This window comes from Nocardioides sp. NBC_00850 (assembly GCF_045207335.1).
In the GTDB taxonomy this organism is placed as follows: domain Bacteria; phylum Actinomycetota; class Actinomycetes; order Propionibacteriales; family Nocardioidaceae; genus Nocardioides.
The window spans coordinates 156,960-171,780 of record NZ_CP108845.1; the positions used below are offsets into that span (position 1 = coordinate 156,960).

Annotated in this window: 15 protein-coding genes; 9 read left to right on the top strand and 6 right to left on the bottom strand. The window is 69.8% G+C overall.

The window, feature by feature from the left end; translation table 11 throughout:
- Nucleotides 1-34: 34 nt before the first annotated feature.
- A complete protein-coding gene (locus OH802_RS00745) occupies nucleotides 35-1,507 on the bottom strand; it encodes a GAF domain-containing protein (RefSeq protein WP_406024188.1) in 1,473 nt (490 codons plus the stop codon).
- Between the two features lie 153 nt (nucleotides 1,508-1,660).
- On the opposite strand from OH802_RS00745, the gene OH802_RS00750 reads away from it, so the two are divergent.
- From OH802_RS00750 to OH802_RS00770, 5 genes are read left to right on the top strand one after another with little or no spacing between them, the layout of a single operon-like run.
- On the top strand, nucleotides 1,661-2,704 hold the full coding sequence (locus OH802_RS00750) for an amidohydrolase family protein (RefSeq protein ID WP_406024190.1): 1,044 nt from the start codon (nucleotides 1,661-1,663) through the stop codon (nucleotides 2,702-2,704).
- Nucleotide 2,705: 1 nt separating this feature from the next.
- The gene (locus OH802_RS00755) at nucleotides 2,706-3,476 is read left to right on the top strand and encodes an iron-sulfur cluster assembly protein (protein WP_406024192.1); all 771 of its coding nucleotides are present in this window, start codon (nucleotides 2,706-2,708) and stop codon (nucleotides 3,474-3,476) included.
- Nucleotides 3,473-4,507, top strand: coding sequence for an NAD(P)-dependent alcohol dehydrogenase (locus tag OH802_RS00760; protein WP_406024194.1), 1,035 nt, complete (start codon nucleotides 3,473-3,475; stop codon nucleotides 4,505-4,507). The genes OH802_RS00755 and OH802_RS00760 overlap by 4 nt, the downstream gene beginning before the upstream one ends.
- Before the next feature lie 12 nt (nucleotides 4,508-4,519).
- Nucleotides 4,520-4,999, top strand: coding sequence for a DUF1097 domain-containing protein (locus tag OH802_RS00765; RefSeq protein ID WP_406024196.1), 480 nt, complete (start codon nucleotides 4,520-4,522; stop codon nucleotides 4,997-4,999).
- 45 nt (nucleotides 5,000-5,044) lie between these two features.
- Nucleotides 5,045-5,371, top strand: coding sequence for a putative quinol monooxygenase (locus OH802_RS00770; protein ID WP_406024198.1), 327 nt, complete (start codon nucleotides 5,045-5,047; stop codon nucleotides 5,369-5,371).
- Nucleotides 5,372-5,425: 54 nt separating this feature from the next.
- On the opposite strand, the gene OH802_RS00775 is transcribed toward OH802_RS00770, so the two are convergent.
- From OH802_RS00775 to OH802_RS00795, 5 genes are all read right to left on the bottom strand, one after another.
- Nucleotides 5,426-6,439 carry a hypothetical protein gene (locus OH802_RS00775; protein WP_406024200.1) on the bottom strand — a complete coding sequence of 338 codons (1,014 nt, stop codon included), beginning with the start codon at nucleotides 6,437-6,439 and terminating at the stop codon, nucleotides 5,426-5,428.
- Nucleotides 6,436-7,068, bottom strand: a complete 633-nt coding sequence (locus tag OH802_RS00780; RefSeq protein ID WP_406024202.1) for a DUF2867 domain-containing protein — start codon at nucleotides 7,066-7,068, stop codon at nucleotides 6,436-6,438. Before OH802_RS00780 ends, OH802_RS00775 begins: the two co-directional genes overlap by 4 nt.
- Nucleotides 7,069-7,143: 75 nt before the next feature.
- Nucleotides 7,144-7,767, bottom strand: a complete 624-nt coding sequence (locus OH802_RS00785) for a response regulator (RefSeq protein ID WP_406029439.1) — start codon at nucleotides 7,765-7,767, stop codon at nucleotides 7,144-7,146.
- A gap of 50 nt (nucleotides 7,768-7,817) precedes the next feature.
- Nucleotides 7,818-8,984 (bottom strand): sensor histidine kinase, encoded by a 1,167-nt coding sequence (locus tag OH802_RS00790; protein ID WP_406024204.1) that lies wholly within the window; start codon nucleotides 8,982-8,984, stop codon nucleotides 7,818-7,820.
- Nucleotides 8,985-9,081: 97 nt separating this feature from the next.
- A complete protein-coding gene (locus OH802_RS00795; RefSeq protein ID WP_406024206.1) occupies nucleotides 9,082-10,092 on the bottom strand; it encodes a TerC family protein in 1,011 nt (336 codons plus the stop codon).
- A 310-nt stretch (nucleotides 10,093-10,402) separates the two neighbouring features.
- Here OH802_RS00795 and OH802_RS00800 point away from each other — a divergent pair, with 310 nt between their 5' ends.
- From OH802_RS00800 to OH802_RS00815, 4 genes are all read left to right on the top strand, one after another.
- Nucleotides 10,403-10,933 (top strand): flavin reductase family protein, encoded by a 531-nt coding sequence (locus tag OH802_RS00800; RefSeq protein WP_406024208.1) that lies wholly within the window; start codon nucleotides 10,403-10,405, stop codon nucleotides 10,931-10,933.
- Nucleotides 10,934-10,981: 48 nt separating this feature from the next.
- Complete coding sequence (gene sodN / locus OH802_RS00805) at nucleotides 10,982-11,380, top strand: superoxide dismutase, Ni (protein ID WP_406024210.1); 399 nt, start codon at nucleotides 10,982-10,984, stop codon at nucleotides 11,378-11,380.
- A gap of 217 nt (nucleotides 11,381-11,597) precedes the next feature.
- Complete coding sequence (locus OH802_RS00810) at nucleotides 11,598-13,412, top strand: DUF3556 domain-containing protein (protein ID WP_406024212.1); 1,815 nt, start codon at nucleotides 11,598-11,600, stop codon at nucleotides 13,410-13,412.
- Nucleotides 13,409-14,821, top strand: a complete 1,413-nt coding sequence (locus OH802_RS00815; RefSeq protein ID WP_406024214.1) for a phytoene desaturase family protein — start codon at nucleotides 13,409-13,411, stop codon at nucleotides 14,819-14,821. Before OH802_RS00810 ends, OH802_RS00815 begins: the two co-directional genes overlap by 4 nt.

Sequence of the window (14,821 nt, forward strand, 5' to 3'; positions counted from 1 at the left end):
CTGGACTTGGCCAAGAGTTCGACTCCCCCGCGAACTAGCCCGGCCGAAGCCTGATCCCGTACTGCTGCACCTTCCGGTAGACGGTGGCGCGCGACATCCCGAGCTCCGCAGCCGCTTCCTGCATCGTGATCCCCGGCCGGGTCAGGACGCGGACGATCTCGCCCCGTTCGAAGGCATCGATGCGGGACAACGGCCGCCTGGTGTCGGAGAGTACGTCGGCGGGAAGGTGACGCAGGTCGATCAGGTCACCGGCGCTCACGGCCCGCTGGACGACATGGACGAGCTCGGCGACGTTGCCCGGCCAGCCGTGGTCGTGCAGCGCCCGCTCCGCGGCCGGGGTCAGCGCGATCTCCCGGCCCCGCACCCGCAGCCCGACCTGATGCGCCAGCGGAAGTACGTCCTCGGGCCGCTCCCGCAGCGGCGGCACCTCGACCACGGTGTCGACGAGATCGGCCAGGGCCGCCGGGATGGCGTCGAAGGTGTCGGCGGTCATCGCGAACGGCACCCCGGCGACCGCCCCGGGCACCGCCTCGACGAGGAGGGCGTGCAGGCGCTCGGCCACCCAGGCCGGAAGCGTGTTCACGTCGCGTACGACCACTGCGGTGTCCTGCTTGGCGAGCTCCGGAGTCCACAGCGACAGCCACGCCTCGGCGTCGGCCGGCTCCGGGGCGGAAGCCGCCAGGATCCGGTCGCGAGGCCGCAGGTCGCGGAACGCCTGGGCGACCAGGGTCGTACGCCCCACCCCCGGCTCCCCGACCACGGCGACCCGCCGGCCTACCCGGAGCGCGTCGCGGACGCTCCCCAGCGCCTCGCACCAGGCGGAGGAGAGGTCACGGAGGCTGCCGGCGCCCGGCTCCAGCCGGGGCGCCTCGACCCGGAACACCTCGCCGCGTGGAGCCGGTCGCGGGAACCGACCGTGGGCGCGGGCGAGCATGAGCGATGCGGTGTTGCTGGCCGCGGACTGGGCCAGGGCGAGCAGCAGGTCGTGGGACGACTCCGACCAGGTGGTCAGGTTGACGCTGCCCTCCAGGCGTCCGCTGATCGGGTCGATCACCGGCGCGGCGGCACAGGTGTAGCTGCACAGCGAGAGCGAGTAGTGCTCCTCGGCCCGGACCACGGTCGGTGTCCGGTCTGCCAGCGCGAGGCCGAGCCCGTTGGTGCCCGCCGCGCGCTCGGCGTAGCTGAACCCCGGTGCCAGGTGGACGGCGTCGAGGTCCCGGAGCAGCTGCTGGTCGCCGCTGAGCCGGTTGAGCACCAGGCCGACGGGGTCGGTGAGCATCAGGCTGACCGGCTCGCCGACGAGCGTCCGGTGGAGGTCGTCGAGCACCTCCTGGCCGCACTGGAAGAAGAGCGACTCCTGGTCGTAGGCGCCGGAGAAGACCGGGTCGACCTCCTCGACGGAGACCCCGTACTCCTGGCTGCGCTGCCATGAGGCGCGTACGCGTGGCGCCAGTGCCGACGCGTCGACGGCCGCGGTGCGCTGCGCGATCGGATGACGCCCTGTCATGTGATCGACGTTACATCCGCAGGCCGGCGGAGACAGCCGGGCAGCGTCTCAGATTGAGACGGTCGAGGTCTCACATTGAGACGCCGCACCCCTGATCTGCGCGTCGCGGCCGCCCTAGCGTCCTGTGACGGAAGCCACAGACCGGAGGAACCGATGTACACCAAGAACAACGAGTCGTACTTCATCGTCGACGCCCACGTCGCGCTCTGGGACGCCCGTCCGGAGAACCAGCGCAACATCCACGGCAAGCAGTTCATCGACTGCTTCTACGACTACCACCGCAACCTCTCCCCCGAGTCGGAGCACTGGCCCTACGAGGACTACCTCTACCAGGGCGGCGAGCGGCTGATGCACGACCTGTTCGAGGTCGGCTACGTCGACCACGCGATCTTCCAGCCGGCACACCTGGGCGAGTTCTACACGAACGGGTTCGGGCAGACCGACGAAGCCTCGCAGCTGGCGGCGAAGCACCCCGACAAGCTGACGTACAACCACAACTTCGACCCCCGCAACGGCGAGGCCGGACTCGAACAGCTCCACGCCGACGCCGAGCGGTTCGGGCTCAAGGGCGTGAAGCTCTACACCGCCGAGTGGCACGGGGAGTCGCGCGGCTGGAAGCTGACCGACCCGTGGGCGTACCGCTACTTCGAGGCCTGCCGCGAGCTCGGGATCACCAACATCCACATCCACAAGGGCCCGACGATCCGGCCGCTGGACCGCGACGCGTTCGACGTCGCCGACATCGACCACGTCGCCAGCGACTTCACCGACCTCAACTTCATCGTCGAGCACGTCGGCCTGCCGCGGCTGGAGGACTTCTGCTGGATCGCCACCCAGGAGCCCAACGTCCACGGCGGGCTGGCGGTGGCAATGCCGTTCATCCACACCCGGCCGCGCTACTTCGCGCAGATCCTCGGCGAGCTCGTCTACTGGATCGGCGAGGACCGGATCCAGTTCTCCTCCGACTACGCGATCTGGACGCCGAAGTGGCTGATCGAGCGGTTCGTCGACTTCCAGATCCCGGAGGACATGACCGAGTACGCCCCGCTCACCGTCGCGCAGAAGAAGAAGATCCTGGGCCTCAACGCCGCGAAGATGTACGCCCTGGAGGTGCCCGCCGAGCTGCGGCTGCCCGAGGCGGACGAGACCGCGACAGGTCCCCGTGAGCCCGAGCGGGCCGACCTCGCGGCGGTGTGACATGTCGCTGCTGACCCAGGAGAGCACCCGCGCCGCCGAGGCGTACGCCGCACTGCACGCCGTCGTCGACCCCGAGCTCGACGAGCCCATCACCGACCTCGGCTTCGTCCGGTCGCTGACCGTCTCCCCTACCGTCTCCTCGACCGAGCCGGTCAGGGTCGAGGTCCACCTGCGGCTGCCGACGTCGTTCTGCTCGCCCAACTTCGCCTACCTGATGGCGAGCGACGCCAAGGACGTGCTGACCGCGCTGCCGTGGACCGACCATGTGGTCGTCGAGCTCGACGACCACCACGACTCCGACCTGATCAACGCCGGGCTGGCAGCCGATGCCGGCTATCTCGGCACGTTCCGTCACGAGGCCGAGTCTTCCCTGGACGAGCTACGCACCACGTTCCACCGCAAAGCCCACACGGCGGCGCTCGAGCGCTGCCTGACCGGGCTGCTGAGGGGGCAGCCGGACCTGGCCGAGGACGCCGTGGGCGAGGTCCGGCTCGGGGATCTGCCCGACGACGACTTCACCGCCTCGCTCCGGCGGCGCCGGGCGGTCCTCGGACTGCCCGACCTGCCGGAGGCGTACGTCCTGGTCGACCACGACAACGAGCGACCCGGCGACATCCCGCTGGCCTTGCGGAGGGCGCGTTCGACCCGGATCTCGATCGACGGGAACGCGCACTTCTGCCGCGGCCTGCTGGCTACGCGCTACGGCGAGGAGGTCACCTCGCCCGCCTTCGTACCCCTGACCGACCTGCACCGAGAAGGAGCATCATCATGAGCACCATGCGAGCCGTCCAGGTGGTCGGCTACCACCAGCCGCTGGCGATGGCCGAGGTCCCGGCCCCCGAGCCGACCGGGCCGTTCGACGTCGTCGTCAGGATCGGCGGCGCCGGCGTGTGCCGCACCGACCTGCACATCCTGGAGGGACAGTGGGAGGAGAAGTCCGGCGTCACGCTGCCCTACACGATCGGCCACGAGAACGCCGGGTGGGTGCACGCGGTCGGTGATGCCGTCACCAACGTCACCGAGGGCGACAAGGTGATCCTGCACCCGCTGATCACCTGCGGGCTGTGCCGCGCCTGCCGCTCGGGCGACGACGTGCACTGCGAGCTCAACCAGTTCCCCGGCATCGACACCAACGGCGGCTACGCGGAGTACCTGAAGACCTCCGCGCGCTCGGTGGTGAAGATCGACGAGTCCCTGGAGCCGGCCGACGTGGCCGCCCTGGCCGACGCCGGCCTGACCGCCTACCACGCGGCAGCGAAGGCCGCCCGGCGGCTGACCCCGCGTGACAGATGCGTGGTCATCGGCGCCGGCGGGCTCGGCCACATCGGCATCCAGGTCCTCAAGGCGCTCAGCCCGGCCGAGCTGATCGTCGTCGACCGCAACCCGGACGCCGTGAAGCTCGCCCTCGACATCGGTGCCGACCACGGCGTCGTCGCCGACGGCACCCAGGTCGACCAGGTGCTGGAGCTGACCTCCGGGGCCGGCGCCGAGGTCCTGGTCGACTTCGTCGGCGAGGGCGGTGCGACCGCGGAAGGTGTCCGGATGCTCCGCCAGGCGGGCGACTACCACGTCGTCGGCTACGGCGAGAACATCGATGTGCCGACCATCGACATCATCTCGGCCGAGATCAACTTCATCGGCAACCTGGTGGGTTCCTACAACGACCTGTGCGACCTGATGGCGCTCGCCGCCCGCGGGGCCGTCACGCTGCACACGCAGAAGTACGCCCTCGACGACTTCCAGTCCGCCATCTCCGACCTCGACGCCGGCCGGGTCCGTGGCCGCGCGATCCTGGTCCCCTGAGGAGGCGACGACATGAAGAAGCTCCTCGGAATCGGCATCTCGGTCGGCGTGCTCGCGGGCATCTGGACCCAGGTGAGCATCGAGCTCGCGCTCATCACCTGGGTCGGGTTCGTCGCCTGGGCCTGCTACTTCGCCGCGGGAGGTGGACGTGAAGGCTTCCAGAAAGGTCTCGCGGCCAACCTCGCCGGCGCACTGTGGGGGTACGGAGCGAGCCTGGTGCTGACGTACGCCACCTTCACCGGGGCGGTGGCCCTGGTGGTCACGGTCGTCGCGTTCATCCTGTGCCTGCAGGCGGCCGTGGATCTGCTGTCCTTCATCCCCGGCGCCTTCGCCGGGACGGCAGTCATCTTCGGCACCTCGTTCGACCTCAGCGGCACGCTGATCGCGCTGGTGGTCGGGGCCGGGCTCGGGTGGCTCTCGGACATAGCCGGGCGCCGGATCCAGGCCGCGGTCGAACGACCCGCGCAACCAGTCCGCGCACCCCAGCCCTGACCGCCCCCGCACGATATCGATCCCATCCAGACGAAGGAGAGCCCGATGATCTTCATCGCCGCCCGCTTCCGCATCAAGCCGGAGTACGCCGAGGACTGGCCGGCCATCTCCGGCCCGTTCACCGAGGCCACCCGGACCGAGCCCGGCAACCTCTGGTTCGACTGGGCCCGCAGCCTCGACGACCCGAACGAGTACTTCCTGCTCGAGGCCTTCACCGACGACGACGCCGGCGCCGCCCATGTCACCTCGGCCCACTTCAAGCAGGCCCAGGCCGACCTCCCGCGCCATCTCGCCGAGACGCCGAGGATCGTCAACACCAACGTCCCGGGACAGGAGTGGTCCGAGCTCGGCGAGCTCGCGGTCACCGGCTGAACCCACCGATCCCGCTTGACCTGGCGTGATTCCAGGTCAAGCGGGATCCGTACGTCATCCGCGCGCCGCGGTGCGCCTTCCCAGGTAGGCGAGGCAGGCGACGGCGAGCGCGACGCCCCACAGCGGCCACAGCATCTCCGGGGCCCAGGCCGCCCAGTCCGAGGTGGCACCGGGGACCGTCCACAGGTCGCCGGCGAACACCATCCGCCAGAAGGACAGCCCGGCGGAGGTGACGGCGGCGGCGACCAGGATGCCGGGCACCAGGGCCATCGCGACCGGGACCGGACGGCCGCCCACCCGGGGCACCCACGACCAGAAGATCTCGCCCCAACGGGCCAACAAACCCCAGGTCAGCAGGGCCCCGACGACGGCGAAGAGCGCCAGGCCGAGGCCGGCCCACCTCGCGCTGCCGAGCTCGTCCAGCATCTCCTGCCTCACTCCGAGCGGCAGGCCCACCGCCCACGCGATCCGGGTGACGGCGTAGAGGAGCGGTACGACGACCGCGACCGCGACGGCCGGGCGCCCCCAGCGCGCCCAGCGGCCCCAGTCGATCCGGCCGTCCGGCTCGGCACGCTCGAGCAGGACGATCCCGGCGACCACGGTCGCCAGTCCGCCGACCGCGTGCGCGAGGGCCGTGCCCGAGCTGAGGGTGACGTCCCAGCTCAGGTGTCCCGCGGCCGGACCCAGGCCGACCAGCGCGAGCAGCGTCTGCGGCAGATAGCCGAGGAACGACAGCGCGCGTACGTCGGAGACGACCAGCGCGACCACGAGACCGACCACGACCAGCAGCCAGCCGGCACGCCGCTGCGCTCGAGGCTCCCGGCCGACGGCTCCCATCACCCCGGCAGCCAGCACCAGGAGCGCGGCGAGGGTCACTATCCAGGACATCTGGGGGCCGCTGAGGCCGCCGAGCGGCGAGGCCGCCTCGGGCGCCCACGGGTCGGGGATCCGGCCCAGGAGCGCGAGCCCGGACAGGGCACCGAAGGCGAGCGCCCAGGCACCGGCCACCCAGGGCGCGGCGCGACGTGCGGACGATCGGGGCTGCGTACGTTCCATCGTGATGCTCATCGGGCCACCCCCTGAGCGGTCTGCCAGCGTCGGCCGACCGTGCGCAGCAGCGCCGGGTAGACGACGAGGTAGCGGAACGGCTTGATGAACCTCATGTAGGCGTCCCCGAGCAGCCCGTTGGGCCGCACCAGCACACTCATCTGCGCGCTGTAGCCGTCGGGCGAGCTCTCGTCCTCGACCCAGCCGAGGTGCAGGACACCGTGCATCGTGCGGTTGGCGATCTCTGCGGCGTACTCCCGATCCGTCAGATAGAGCGGTTGGAACGGGCTGTCGTCGCGCTCGGGCGCGGGGTGGTCCCGGAGGTCGTCCGGCAGCCGGTCGCGCAGCGGCGCGACGCGGCGGCCGAGGCCGTGCTCGTCCTCGTCGGCGCCGAGCATCCGGCCGAGCGCCCAGCGGACCGCGAAGAGGAGGCGGTACGCCGCCGGGAAGTCGCGGTCGTCGCTGCTCAGCATCGCCTCGACGAAGGCGCGGAAGTCGTCGGGTCCGCCCTGGACCGGGAGGGCCCAGACGTCCTCGAGCTCGAAGTCGGGGGTGATCTCGTGGATGCGCCAGGACTGGCAGGAGTAGGCGCCCGACGGTATCGGGCCCATCCGGATCGGGCTGGGTCTGATGGGTGCGTGTGTGGTCATGTCTCCACACTGGTCCGCACGCGCCGGGGGTTCGTCGCCCTCAGGTCGCGGGCCTCTCAACCTCTGGGATGAGACTCAGCTCCGGGGACCGACCAGCCCCGTCTCGTACGCCAGCACGACCGCCTGCACCCGGTCGCGCAGTCCGAGCTTGGCGAGCACGTGGCCGACGTGGGTCTTCACCGTCGCCTCGGAGAGGTGGACGCGGCGGGCGATCTCGGCGTTGCTGTCGCCGGTGGCGAGCTCGAGGAGCATGTCGAGCTCACGAGGCGTGAGGGTTGCCCGGATGTCGGCGACCCGACCGCTGTCGGGTGCCGGCGCGGTCGCCACGTGCTCCAGCAGACGGCGCGTCGTCGACGGCGCAACCACCGCGTGACCTGCGTGGACGGTGCGGATCGCGGCCACGATCTCCTCGGCCCGGGCGTCCTTGAGCAGGAAGCCGCTGGCCCCGGCCCGGATCGCCGGGAACGCGTAGTCGTCGAGGTCGAACGTCGTCAGCGCGACCACCCGCGTGTCCGGCTGCTCCTCGGTGATCGCGGCCGTCGCTTGGATCCCGTCGAGGCGGGGCATCCGCAGGTCCATCAGGACGACGTCGACCCGCTTCGTACGCACCAGGGCGAGCGCCTCATGACCGTCGGCCGCCTCCCCGGCGAGCTCGAGGTCCGGCTGGCTCTCCACCATCATCCGGAGCGCCGAGCGCATCAGCTCCTGGTCGTCGACGATCGCGACACGGATCGGGTTGTCTTCCTCGTTCACAGCGGCATCATGGCGCGCACCCGCCAGCCCTCACCGCTCGGCCCGGCCTCGAGGGTGCCGCCCACCGCCGTCACCCGTTCGCGCATCCCGCGCAGGCCGCGGCCGGGCGGACGCTGGATCCCCACGCCGTCGTCGCTGACCTCGATCGTGAGCTGGCGCGCGGTGCGCGTCACTGACACGGTTGCGACGGCTCCCGCACCTGCGTGGCGGGTGACGTTGGTGAGCGCCTCCTGCACGACGCGGTAGGCGGTCAGCCCCACGGCCGGCGCGACCGGACCGGGCTCGTCCGCCTCGAGCCGGACCGTCAACCCTGCCTCACGCATCCCCTCGACGAGGTCGTCGACGTCGGCCAGCCCCGGTTGCGGCTCGGTCGAGGACTCGCCGCCGAGCACGCCGAGCAGCCCGCGCATCTCCATGAGAGCCTCCCGCCCCGTGGTCGCGATGGTGTCGAGGATGCCCGAGGCCCGTTCCGGCTGTTGCCCGACGACCATCCGGCCGGCCTCGGCATGGCTGACCACTACCGCGAGCGAGTGCGCGACCACGTCGTGCATCTCGCGCGCGATGCGCTGGCGCTCCTCGGCGGCGGCGCGGTCGGCGAGCTGGTCGATCCACGCGGCCCGGGTCGCCCGGAACCGGCCGAGCGCCCATGCCGCCACCGTGGCCGCCACCGTCGCGGTGGCCACCATCAGCCACCACGTCCACCCCTGCAGACCGGTGCCGTCGAACCCCGACAGGCGTACGACGGTCAGCAGGCATCCCACCAGCCCGATGCCGAGCACGATCCCCGGCCACGGTCGCCGGTCCTGCGCACTCACCGCGTAGAGCAGCACGAAGAAGCACAGGCTGCTGGGCAGCAGCACCGGCCCGTACGCGCTCCCCGCCGCCTCGGCGGTCGGCCCGCTCAGATCCGGCGCGGCCACGAGCACCAGCTCGGCCAGTGCTCCGACGGCGTACGACGGCAACGGCCAGCGTCGGGCGGTGGCGACCGCGGCGTGGAGCGCCACCAGCGCGACCAGGAGCGCGATCTCCCACGCCGTGCTGACCTCGCCGTCGACGACCGAGGTCCACCCGACCGGCAGCAGCACCAGCGCCAGCGCCGCGGCCAACGCGACCTGGCCGGCATCCCCGAGCCAGCGGGGTCCGGGAGCAGCGGCCACGGTCATGGGCTCACCCTAGTGCTGCCCGAGAACGCCCGCAGGCCCTCTCCGATCGGAGAGGGCCTGCGGGTTGTCCCGGCTCAGCGGGACTGTCGACGAAGCGTCACATGCTGCGCGGACCGGTGGCGTCGTCGCGCTCCTTCGCGGTCATGCTGCGCGACTTCAGCAGGCTCAAGATGGTGGTGATGGCCAGGATGCCGACGATCACGCTGAGGGAGACCTCGATGGAGACCTCCGGGGCCCACTCGACGTGGTGGCCACCGTTGATGAACGGCAGCTCGTTCTCGTGGAGCGCGTGGAAGACGAGCTTGAGACCGATGAACCCGAGCAGGATCGCCAGACCGTAGGAAAGGTAGACCAGCCGTTCCAGCAGACCACCGATGAGGAAGTAGAGCTGGCGCAGACCCATCAGCGCGAAGATGTTGGCGGTCAGGACCAGGTAGGCCTCGTTGGTCAGACCGTAGATCGCCGGGATCGAGTCGAGCGCGAACAGCAGGTCGGTGGTGCCGAGGGCACAGATCACCACGAACATCGGGGTCGCGATCCGCTTGCCGTTCTCACGGATGAACATCTTGGCGCTGTCCCAGCTCGAGGTGAGCGGGATGTGGCGCTCGAGGAACTTCACCACGGCGGGCTCCTCGTACTCGTCCTCGTCCTCGCCGCCCTCCATGGCCAGCTTGACCGCGGTGTAGATCAGGAACGCGCCGAACAGGTAGAAGACCCAGCTGAAGTTCTCGATCGCGGCCGCACCCACGGCGATGAAGATGCCGCGGAAGACCAGCGCCAAGATGATGCCGATCAGCAGCGCCTTCTGCTGGAACTGCCTCGGCACCGCGAACTTCGACATGATGATGATGAAGATGAACAGGTTGTCGACCGACAGCGAGTATTCCGTCAGCCAGCCCGCGAAGAACTCCGTGCCGTACTTCGGGCCGGAGAACACGAAGATACCGATGCCGAACAGGATCGCCAGGCCGATGTAGACGCTCAGCGCGATGATCAGCTCCCGACGCGAAGGCTCGTGCGGTCGCCGGCCGATGACGAGCACATCGAAGAGCAGCACGGCACTGGCGATGCCGATGGTCAACCACCAGATGAGAGGGGAGACGTCCACGAAGGGACTCCTTAGATCGTGAGGCAGAGCGGTTCTTTGGGAAGGTTAGGCGACCGAGGTCAAACCTTCGAAGTCGTAGCGGGCGCGGCGTCCATCGACGGCATCGGCGACGGAACCGGAATCGGCGTACGACGGCACACCAACCCGAGTTGTATGACAAGTGCGCAACCAGTCTAACAAGTCACACCCCTGCCACTCCACATGATCCCAGCCGCGGACAACCAGATGAGTCGGCGATCACAGCGTGGATGACTGGACCTCAACCGGACTTGATGTTTTAGCGTCACTGCCAACAGAGAGAGGAGGGGGTGTGAGCGACACACTCACCGACCAGTTCAAGGCCGGCTTCCGTCGATATCCCACCGGCGTGGCCATCGTCGCCGCCTCTACCGAGACGGGACCCGTCGGGGCGACCGTGTCGAGCGTGGCCTCGGTCAGCGCGAACCCGCCGATGCTGTCGTTCTCGGTCTCCCGGTCCGGGCGGTCCGGGCCGGCACTCACCGGGAGCGACCGTCTCGCGGTGCACGTCCTGACCGAGTCCCAGGCCCTGGTGGCCGCGGCCTTCGCCGACCGGACCGCGCCGCGATTCACGGTCGCACAGGGCTGGACGCTGCCGCACGGGGAGCCGCCGGTCCTGCACGACGCCGCGGCGAGCTTCTCCGGGCGTGTGGCCCGCGTCATCCCCGCCGGCGAGGCGTGGCTGGTGCTGCTCGAGGTCGATGCGGTCAGCCTCGGCGAGTCCACCGACCCGCTCCTGCACCACGACCGCAACTACTGGTCGCTCGGCCCCTCCGTCAGCACCCTCCCGCTCGACCGCATCCTGCCCGAGAAGGCTTCCTGACCGTCGGCCCCGACGGTCGCTCCACCACACCACCGAGAGGAACCAAGTATGCGTCTGTTCGCTCCCACCATCGAGGTCTCGGCCCACTGCGACCTGCCCTGCGGCGTCTACGACCCCGCCCAGGCCCGCATCGAGGCCGAGTCCGTCAAGGCCGTCATCGCCAAGGCCCTGGACAGCGACGACCCCGACTTCCGCACCCGCGCGGTGCTCATCAAGGAGCAGCGCTCCAACCTGGTCAAGGAGCACCTGTGGGTGCTGTGGACCGACTACTTCAAGCCCCCGCACTTCGAGGCCTACCCCCAGCTCCACACCCTCGTCAACGAGGCCACCAAGCTGGCCGGCGCCTCCGGCACCAAGGGCACCCTCGACCTCGAGGTCGCCGACAAGCTCCTCGCCAAGATCGACGAGATCGCCGAGATCTTCTGGGCGACCAAGAAGGCGGCGTGAACAAGCGGGCCTGATCCCGCACCGAGCTCCGCGGCGAGACGAGAACTCCCGGACCACGAGTCGTAGGTCCGGGAGTTCTTTCGACGTCTGGGCGCTTGTCGACGGACGACGAAGACTGTCCGGATCTTTGGTCGGCGGAGCCGTGCCAGTGGAGGTGGGCGCGTACCTACGGTCGAGACGGGTCGTCACCGAGCCCGCACCGACCAAGGAGCAGATCATGCCTTTCCTCACGCCCAACGTCCCGCAGGTCGATCCCGCGGAGTTCCTCACCAGACCGCGCCAGGAGCGGCTGCACTTCCTGGCCGACTTCTGGGCCGAGTACGGCTTCGGGACCCCGAAGATGGTGCACACCATCTACATCGTGAAGCTGCTCGTGCTCTACATCACCGGCGGCGTGCTCCTGGCGACGCTGACCTCCGACGTTGGCGGGCCCCTGGACATCGGTCAGTGGTGGGACGAGCCGATCGTCTACCAGAAGCTGCTGCTGTGGACGGTGTTCCTCGAACTGTTCGGTATCGGCGGCACCTGGGGTCCGCTGGCGGCACACTTCAAGCCGATGACTGGCGGCGTGACGTACTGGGCACGCCCGGGCACGATCCGGCTGCCACCGTGGTCGAAGGTCGTGCCTTTCACCAAGGGTGACAACCGCACCGTCTTCGACGTCGTCCTGTACGTCGCGTGCCTTGGGAGCCTGCTGGTCGCCGCCGCGTCGAGCGGGGTTCAGGTGGACTCGCTGACGGCGGTCCGCCCCGAGATCACCGGCGGCCTCGTCGATCCCACGCTCACGCTGATTCCTGCCGTGCTGCTGGTCCTGTGCGGCCTGCGGGACAAGATCCTCTTCCTGGCGGCCCGCGGTGAGCAGTACTGGCCGGCCCTGGTCTTCTTCAGCCTCGCCGGAACGGTCCTGACCTATACCGACGTGATCATTGCCGCCAAGCTCCTCATCGTCATCGTCTGGATCGGCGCCGCGACCTCCAAGATGAACGCGCACTTCGAGAACGTCGTACCCCCGATGGTGTCGAACGCACCGTTCGTCCCGCGCTTCATCAAGAAGATGCACTACCGGGCGCTCCCCCACGACCTCAAGCCGTCGAAGCTCGCCTGGTTCATGGCCCATGTGATGGGTACGACCGCCGAGCTCGTCGTGCCGCTGGTGCTGCTGTTCAGCCCGTACTGGCCGCTGACTCTGCTGGCCGTGGGCTGCATGGTGCTCTTCCACCTGTTCATCACCTCGACCTTCCCGCTGGCCGTGCCGCTGGAGTGGAACCTCCTGTTCGCCTACATCACGGTCTTCCTGTTCGCCGGACACCCGGCCGGCGACGGCTACGGCGTCCTCGACTTCAGCGCCGGCTGGATGCTGCCGGTCTTCGTGGCCGCACTCATGTTCTTCCCGGTGCTCGGCAACCTCCGACCCGACCTGGTCTCCTTCCTGCCCTCGATGCGGCAGTACGCCGGCAACTGGGCCTCGGCCACCTGGGCGTTCGCCCCGGGTGCGGAGGAGAAGCTCAACCAGCTCAAGAAGCCGGCGAAGAACCAGATCGACCAGCTGGTCGAGGGGATGGGCTACGACCCGGACGCGGCCGAGATGACGATGCAGATGACGATGGCGTGGCGGTCGATGCACAGCCAGGGACGTGGTCTCTTCTCGGTGCTGCAGAACTACCTCGGCGAGGACTACGAGGCGTACAGCCTGCGCGAGGCCGAGTTCTGCTGCAACGTCGTGATCGGCTGGAACTTCGGCGACGGCCACCTCCATGACGACCAGCTCATCGAGGCGATCCAGAAGCGGATCGGCTTCGAGCCGGGCGAGTTCGTGGTTGTCTGGGTCGAGTCGCAGCCGATCCACAAGAAGACCCAGGAGTACTACGTGATGGACGCTGCTCTGGGAGTTGTCGAGCGGGGCACCTGGAACGTCGCCGACGCGGTCGCCGAACAGCCTTGGCTGCCCAACGGCCCGATCCCGCTGAACGTCACCTCGCGAAGCTTCACCCACCCCCCTCGTCTGCAGTCCGGTCGGGAGGTGACGTCGTGACCACCGCGGTCGTGGTCGGCAGCGGACCCAACGGTCTCGCGGCCGCCGTTGAGCTCGCGGCCGCGGGTGTGGACGTCACCGTGCTCGAAGGACGTGAAGAGATCGGCGGCGGCACCCGGAGCGGTGAGGGCATCCTGCCCGGCCTGCTGCACGACCACTGCGCTGCCTTCCACCCGATGGGCCCGACGTCCACCTTCGGACGGCAGCACGACCTGGAGCGGTACGGCCTGCGCTGGCGGACCGCCGAGATCGACTGCGCGCACCCGCTCGACGGCGGTTCGGCCGGCGTGCTGCGCCGGTCGGTGGCCGAGACCGCGGAAGGTCTCGGCCCCGACGGCAAGGCCTGGAGCCGGCTGTTCGAGCGGAACTCCGAGCGCTTCGACCGACTGGCCGAGGACATCATGCAGCCGCTGGTGCGGGTGCCCCGGCACCCGCTGGGCATGGCCCGTTTCGGACTGCCCACGACGCTGCCGGCCACGGTGCTGGCCAAGGTCCTCCGCACCGAGCAGGGCCGGGCGCTGTTCGGCGGGGTCGCCGCGCACGCCTTCCAGCCGCTCGACCGGCCGCTCAGCTCGGCGATCGGGGTCGGGATCATCACGGCCGGCCATCACAACGGCTGGGTGGTCGCCGAGGGCGGGTCCCGGGCGATCACCGACGCGATGGCGGCACTCCTGACCGACCTCGGCGGCAAGATCGAGACGGGCGTACGCATCGAGACGGCCAGCCAGCTCCCCCGCACCGACATCACGATGTTCGACCTCACCCCCGAGTCGATCGCACGGATCCTCGGGGACCGGCTGCCCCCGCGGGTCGCGCGTGCGTTCAGCCGGTTCCGCCGCAGCCCCGGAGCGTTCAAGGTCGACTTCGCCGTCGAGGGCGGCGTCCCCTGGACCAGCTCGGAGGCGCGTCGTGCGGGCAGCCTGCATCTGAGCGGCACCTTCGCCGAGACGGTCGCGACCGAGAAGCAGATCGCGGCCGGACAGATGCCGGAGCGACCCTTCGTGCTGGTCGGGCAGCAGTATCTCGCCGACTCGCAGCGGTCGGTGGGCGACGTACACCCCGTCTACAGCTACGCGCACGTGCCGTACGGCTACACCGGCGATGCCACCGACGCGATCATGGCCCAGCTCGAGCGCTTTGCCCCCGGCTTCCGCGAGCGGGTGGTTGGCGTGGCGGTCCGTTCGACGACCGAGATGGCGGTCTACAACCCGAACTTCGTCGGCGGCGACATCATCACCGGCGCGAAGGACATCCGCCAGCTCGTCTTCGGGCCACGCCTCACCACCTCGCCCTACAGCCTCGGGAAGCCTGGCCTGTACCAGTGTTCAGCGGCCACGCCGCCGGGGCCGGGCGCTCACGGGATGTGCGGCTACAACGCCGCCCGGAAGGCGCTCGCCGAGCTGCGGTGA

What these genes read in the sequence shown, in the direction of transcription:
- OH802_RS00775 (WP_406024200.1), bottom strand. Translation starts at nt 6,439, where the DNA reads ATGAGCATCACGATGGAACGTACGCAGCCCCGATCGTCCGCACGTCGC.
- OH802_RS00790 (WP_406024204.1), bottom strand. Translation starts at nt 8,984, where the DNA reads ATGACCGTGGCCGCTGCTCCCGGACCCCGCTGGCTCGGGGATGCCGGC.
- OH802_RS00770 (WP_406024198.1), top strand. Translation starts at nt 5,045, where the DNA reads ATGATCTTCATCGCCGCCCGCTTCCGCATCAAGCCGGAGTACGCCGAG.
- OH802_RS00780 (WP_406024202.1), bottom strand. Translation starts at nt 7,068, where the DNA reads ATGACCACACACGCACCCATCAGACCCAGCCCGATCCGGATGGGCCCG.
- OH802_RS00760 (WP_406024194.1), top strand. Translation starts at nt 3,473, where the DNA reads ATGAGCACCATGCGAGCCGTCCAGGTGGTCGGCTACCACCAGCCGCTG.
- OH802_RS00745 (WP_406024188.1), bottom strand. Translation starts at nt 1,507, where the DNA reads ATGACAGGGCGTCATCCGATCGCGCAGCGCACCGCGGCCGTCGACGCG.
- OH802_RS00785 (WP_406029439.1), bottom strand. Translation starts at nt 7,767, where the DNA reads ATGCGCTCGGCGCTCCGGATGATGGTGGAGAGCCAGCCGGACCTCGAG.
- OH802_RS00755 (WP_406024192.1), top strand. Translation starts at nt 2,706, where the DNA reads ATGTCGCTGCTGACCCAGGAGAGCACCCGCGCCGCCGAGGCGTACGCC.
- OH802_RS00765 (WP_406024196.1), top strand. Translation starts at nt 4,520, where the DNA reads ATGAAGAAGCTCCTCGGAATCGGCATCTCGGTCGGCGTGCTCGCGGGC.
- OH802_RS00810 (WP_406024212.1), top strand. Translation starts at nt 11,598, where the DNA reads ATGCCTTTCCTCACGCCCAACGTCCCGCAGGTCGATCCCGCGGAGTTC.
- OH802_RS00750 (WP_406024190.1), top strand. Translation starts at nt 1,661, where the DNA reads ATGTACACCAAGAACAACGAGTCGTACTTCATCGTCGACGCCCACGTC.
- sodN (WP_406024210.1), top strand. Translation starts at nt 10,982, where the DNA reads ATGCGTCTGTTCGCTCCCACCATCGAGGTCTCGGCCCACTGCGACCTG.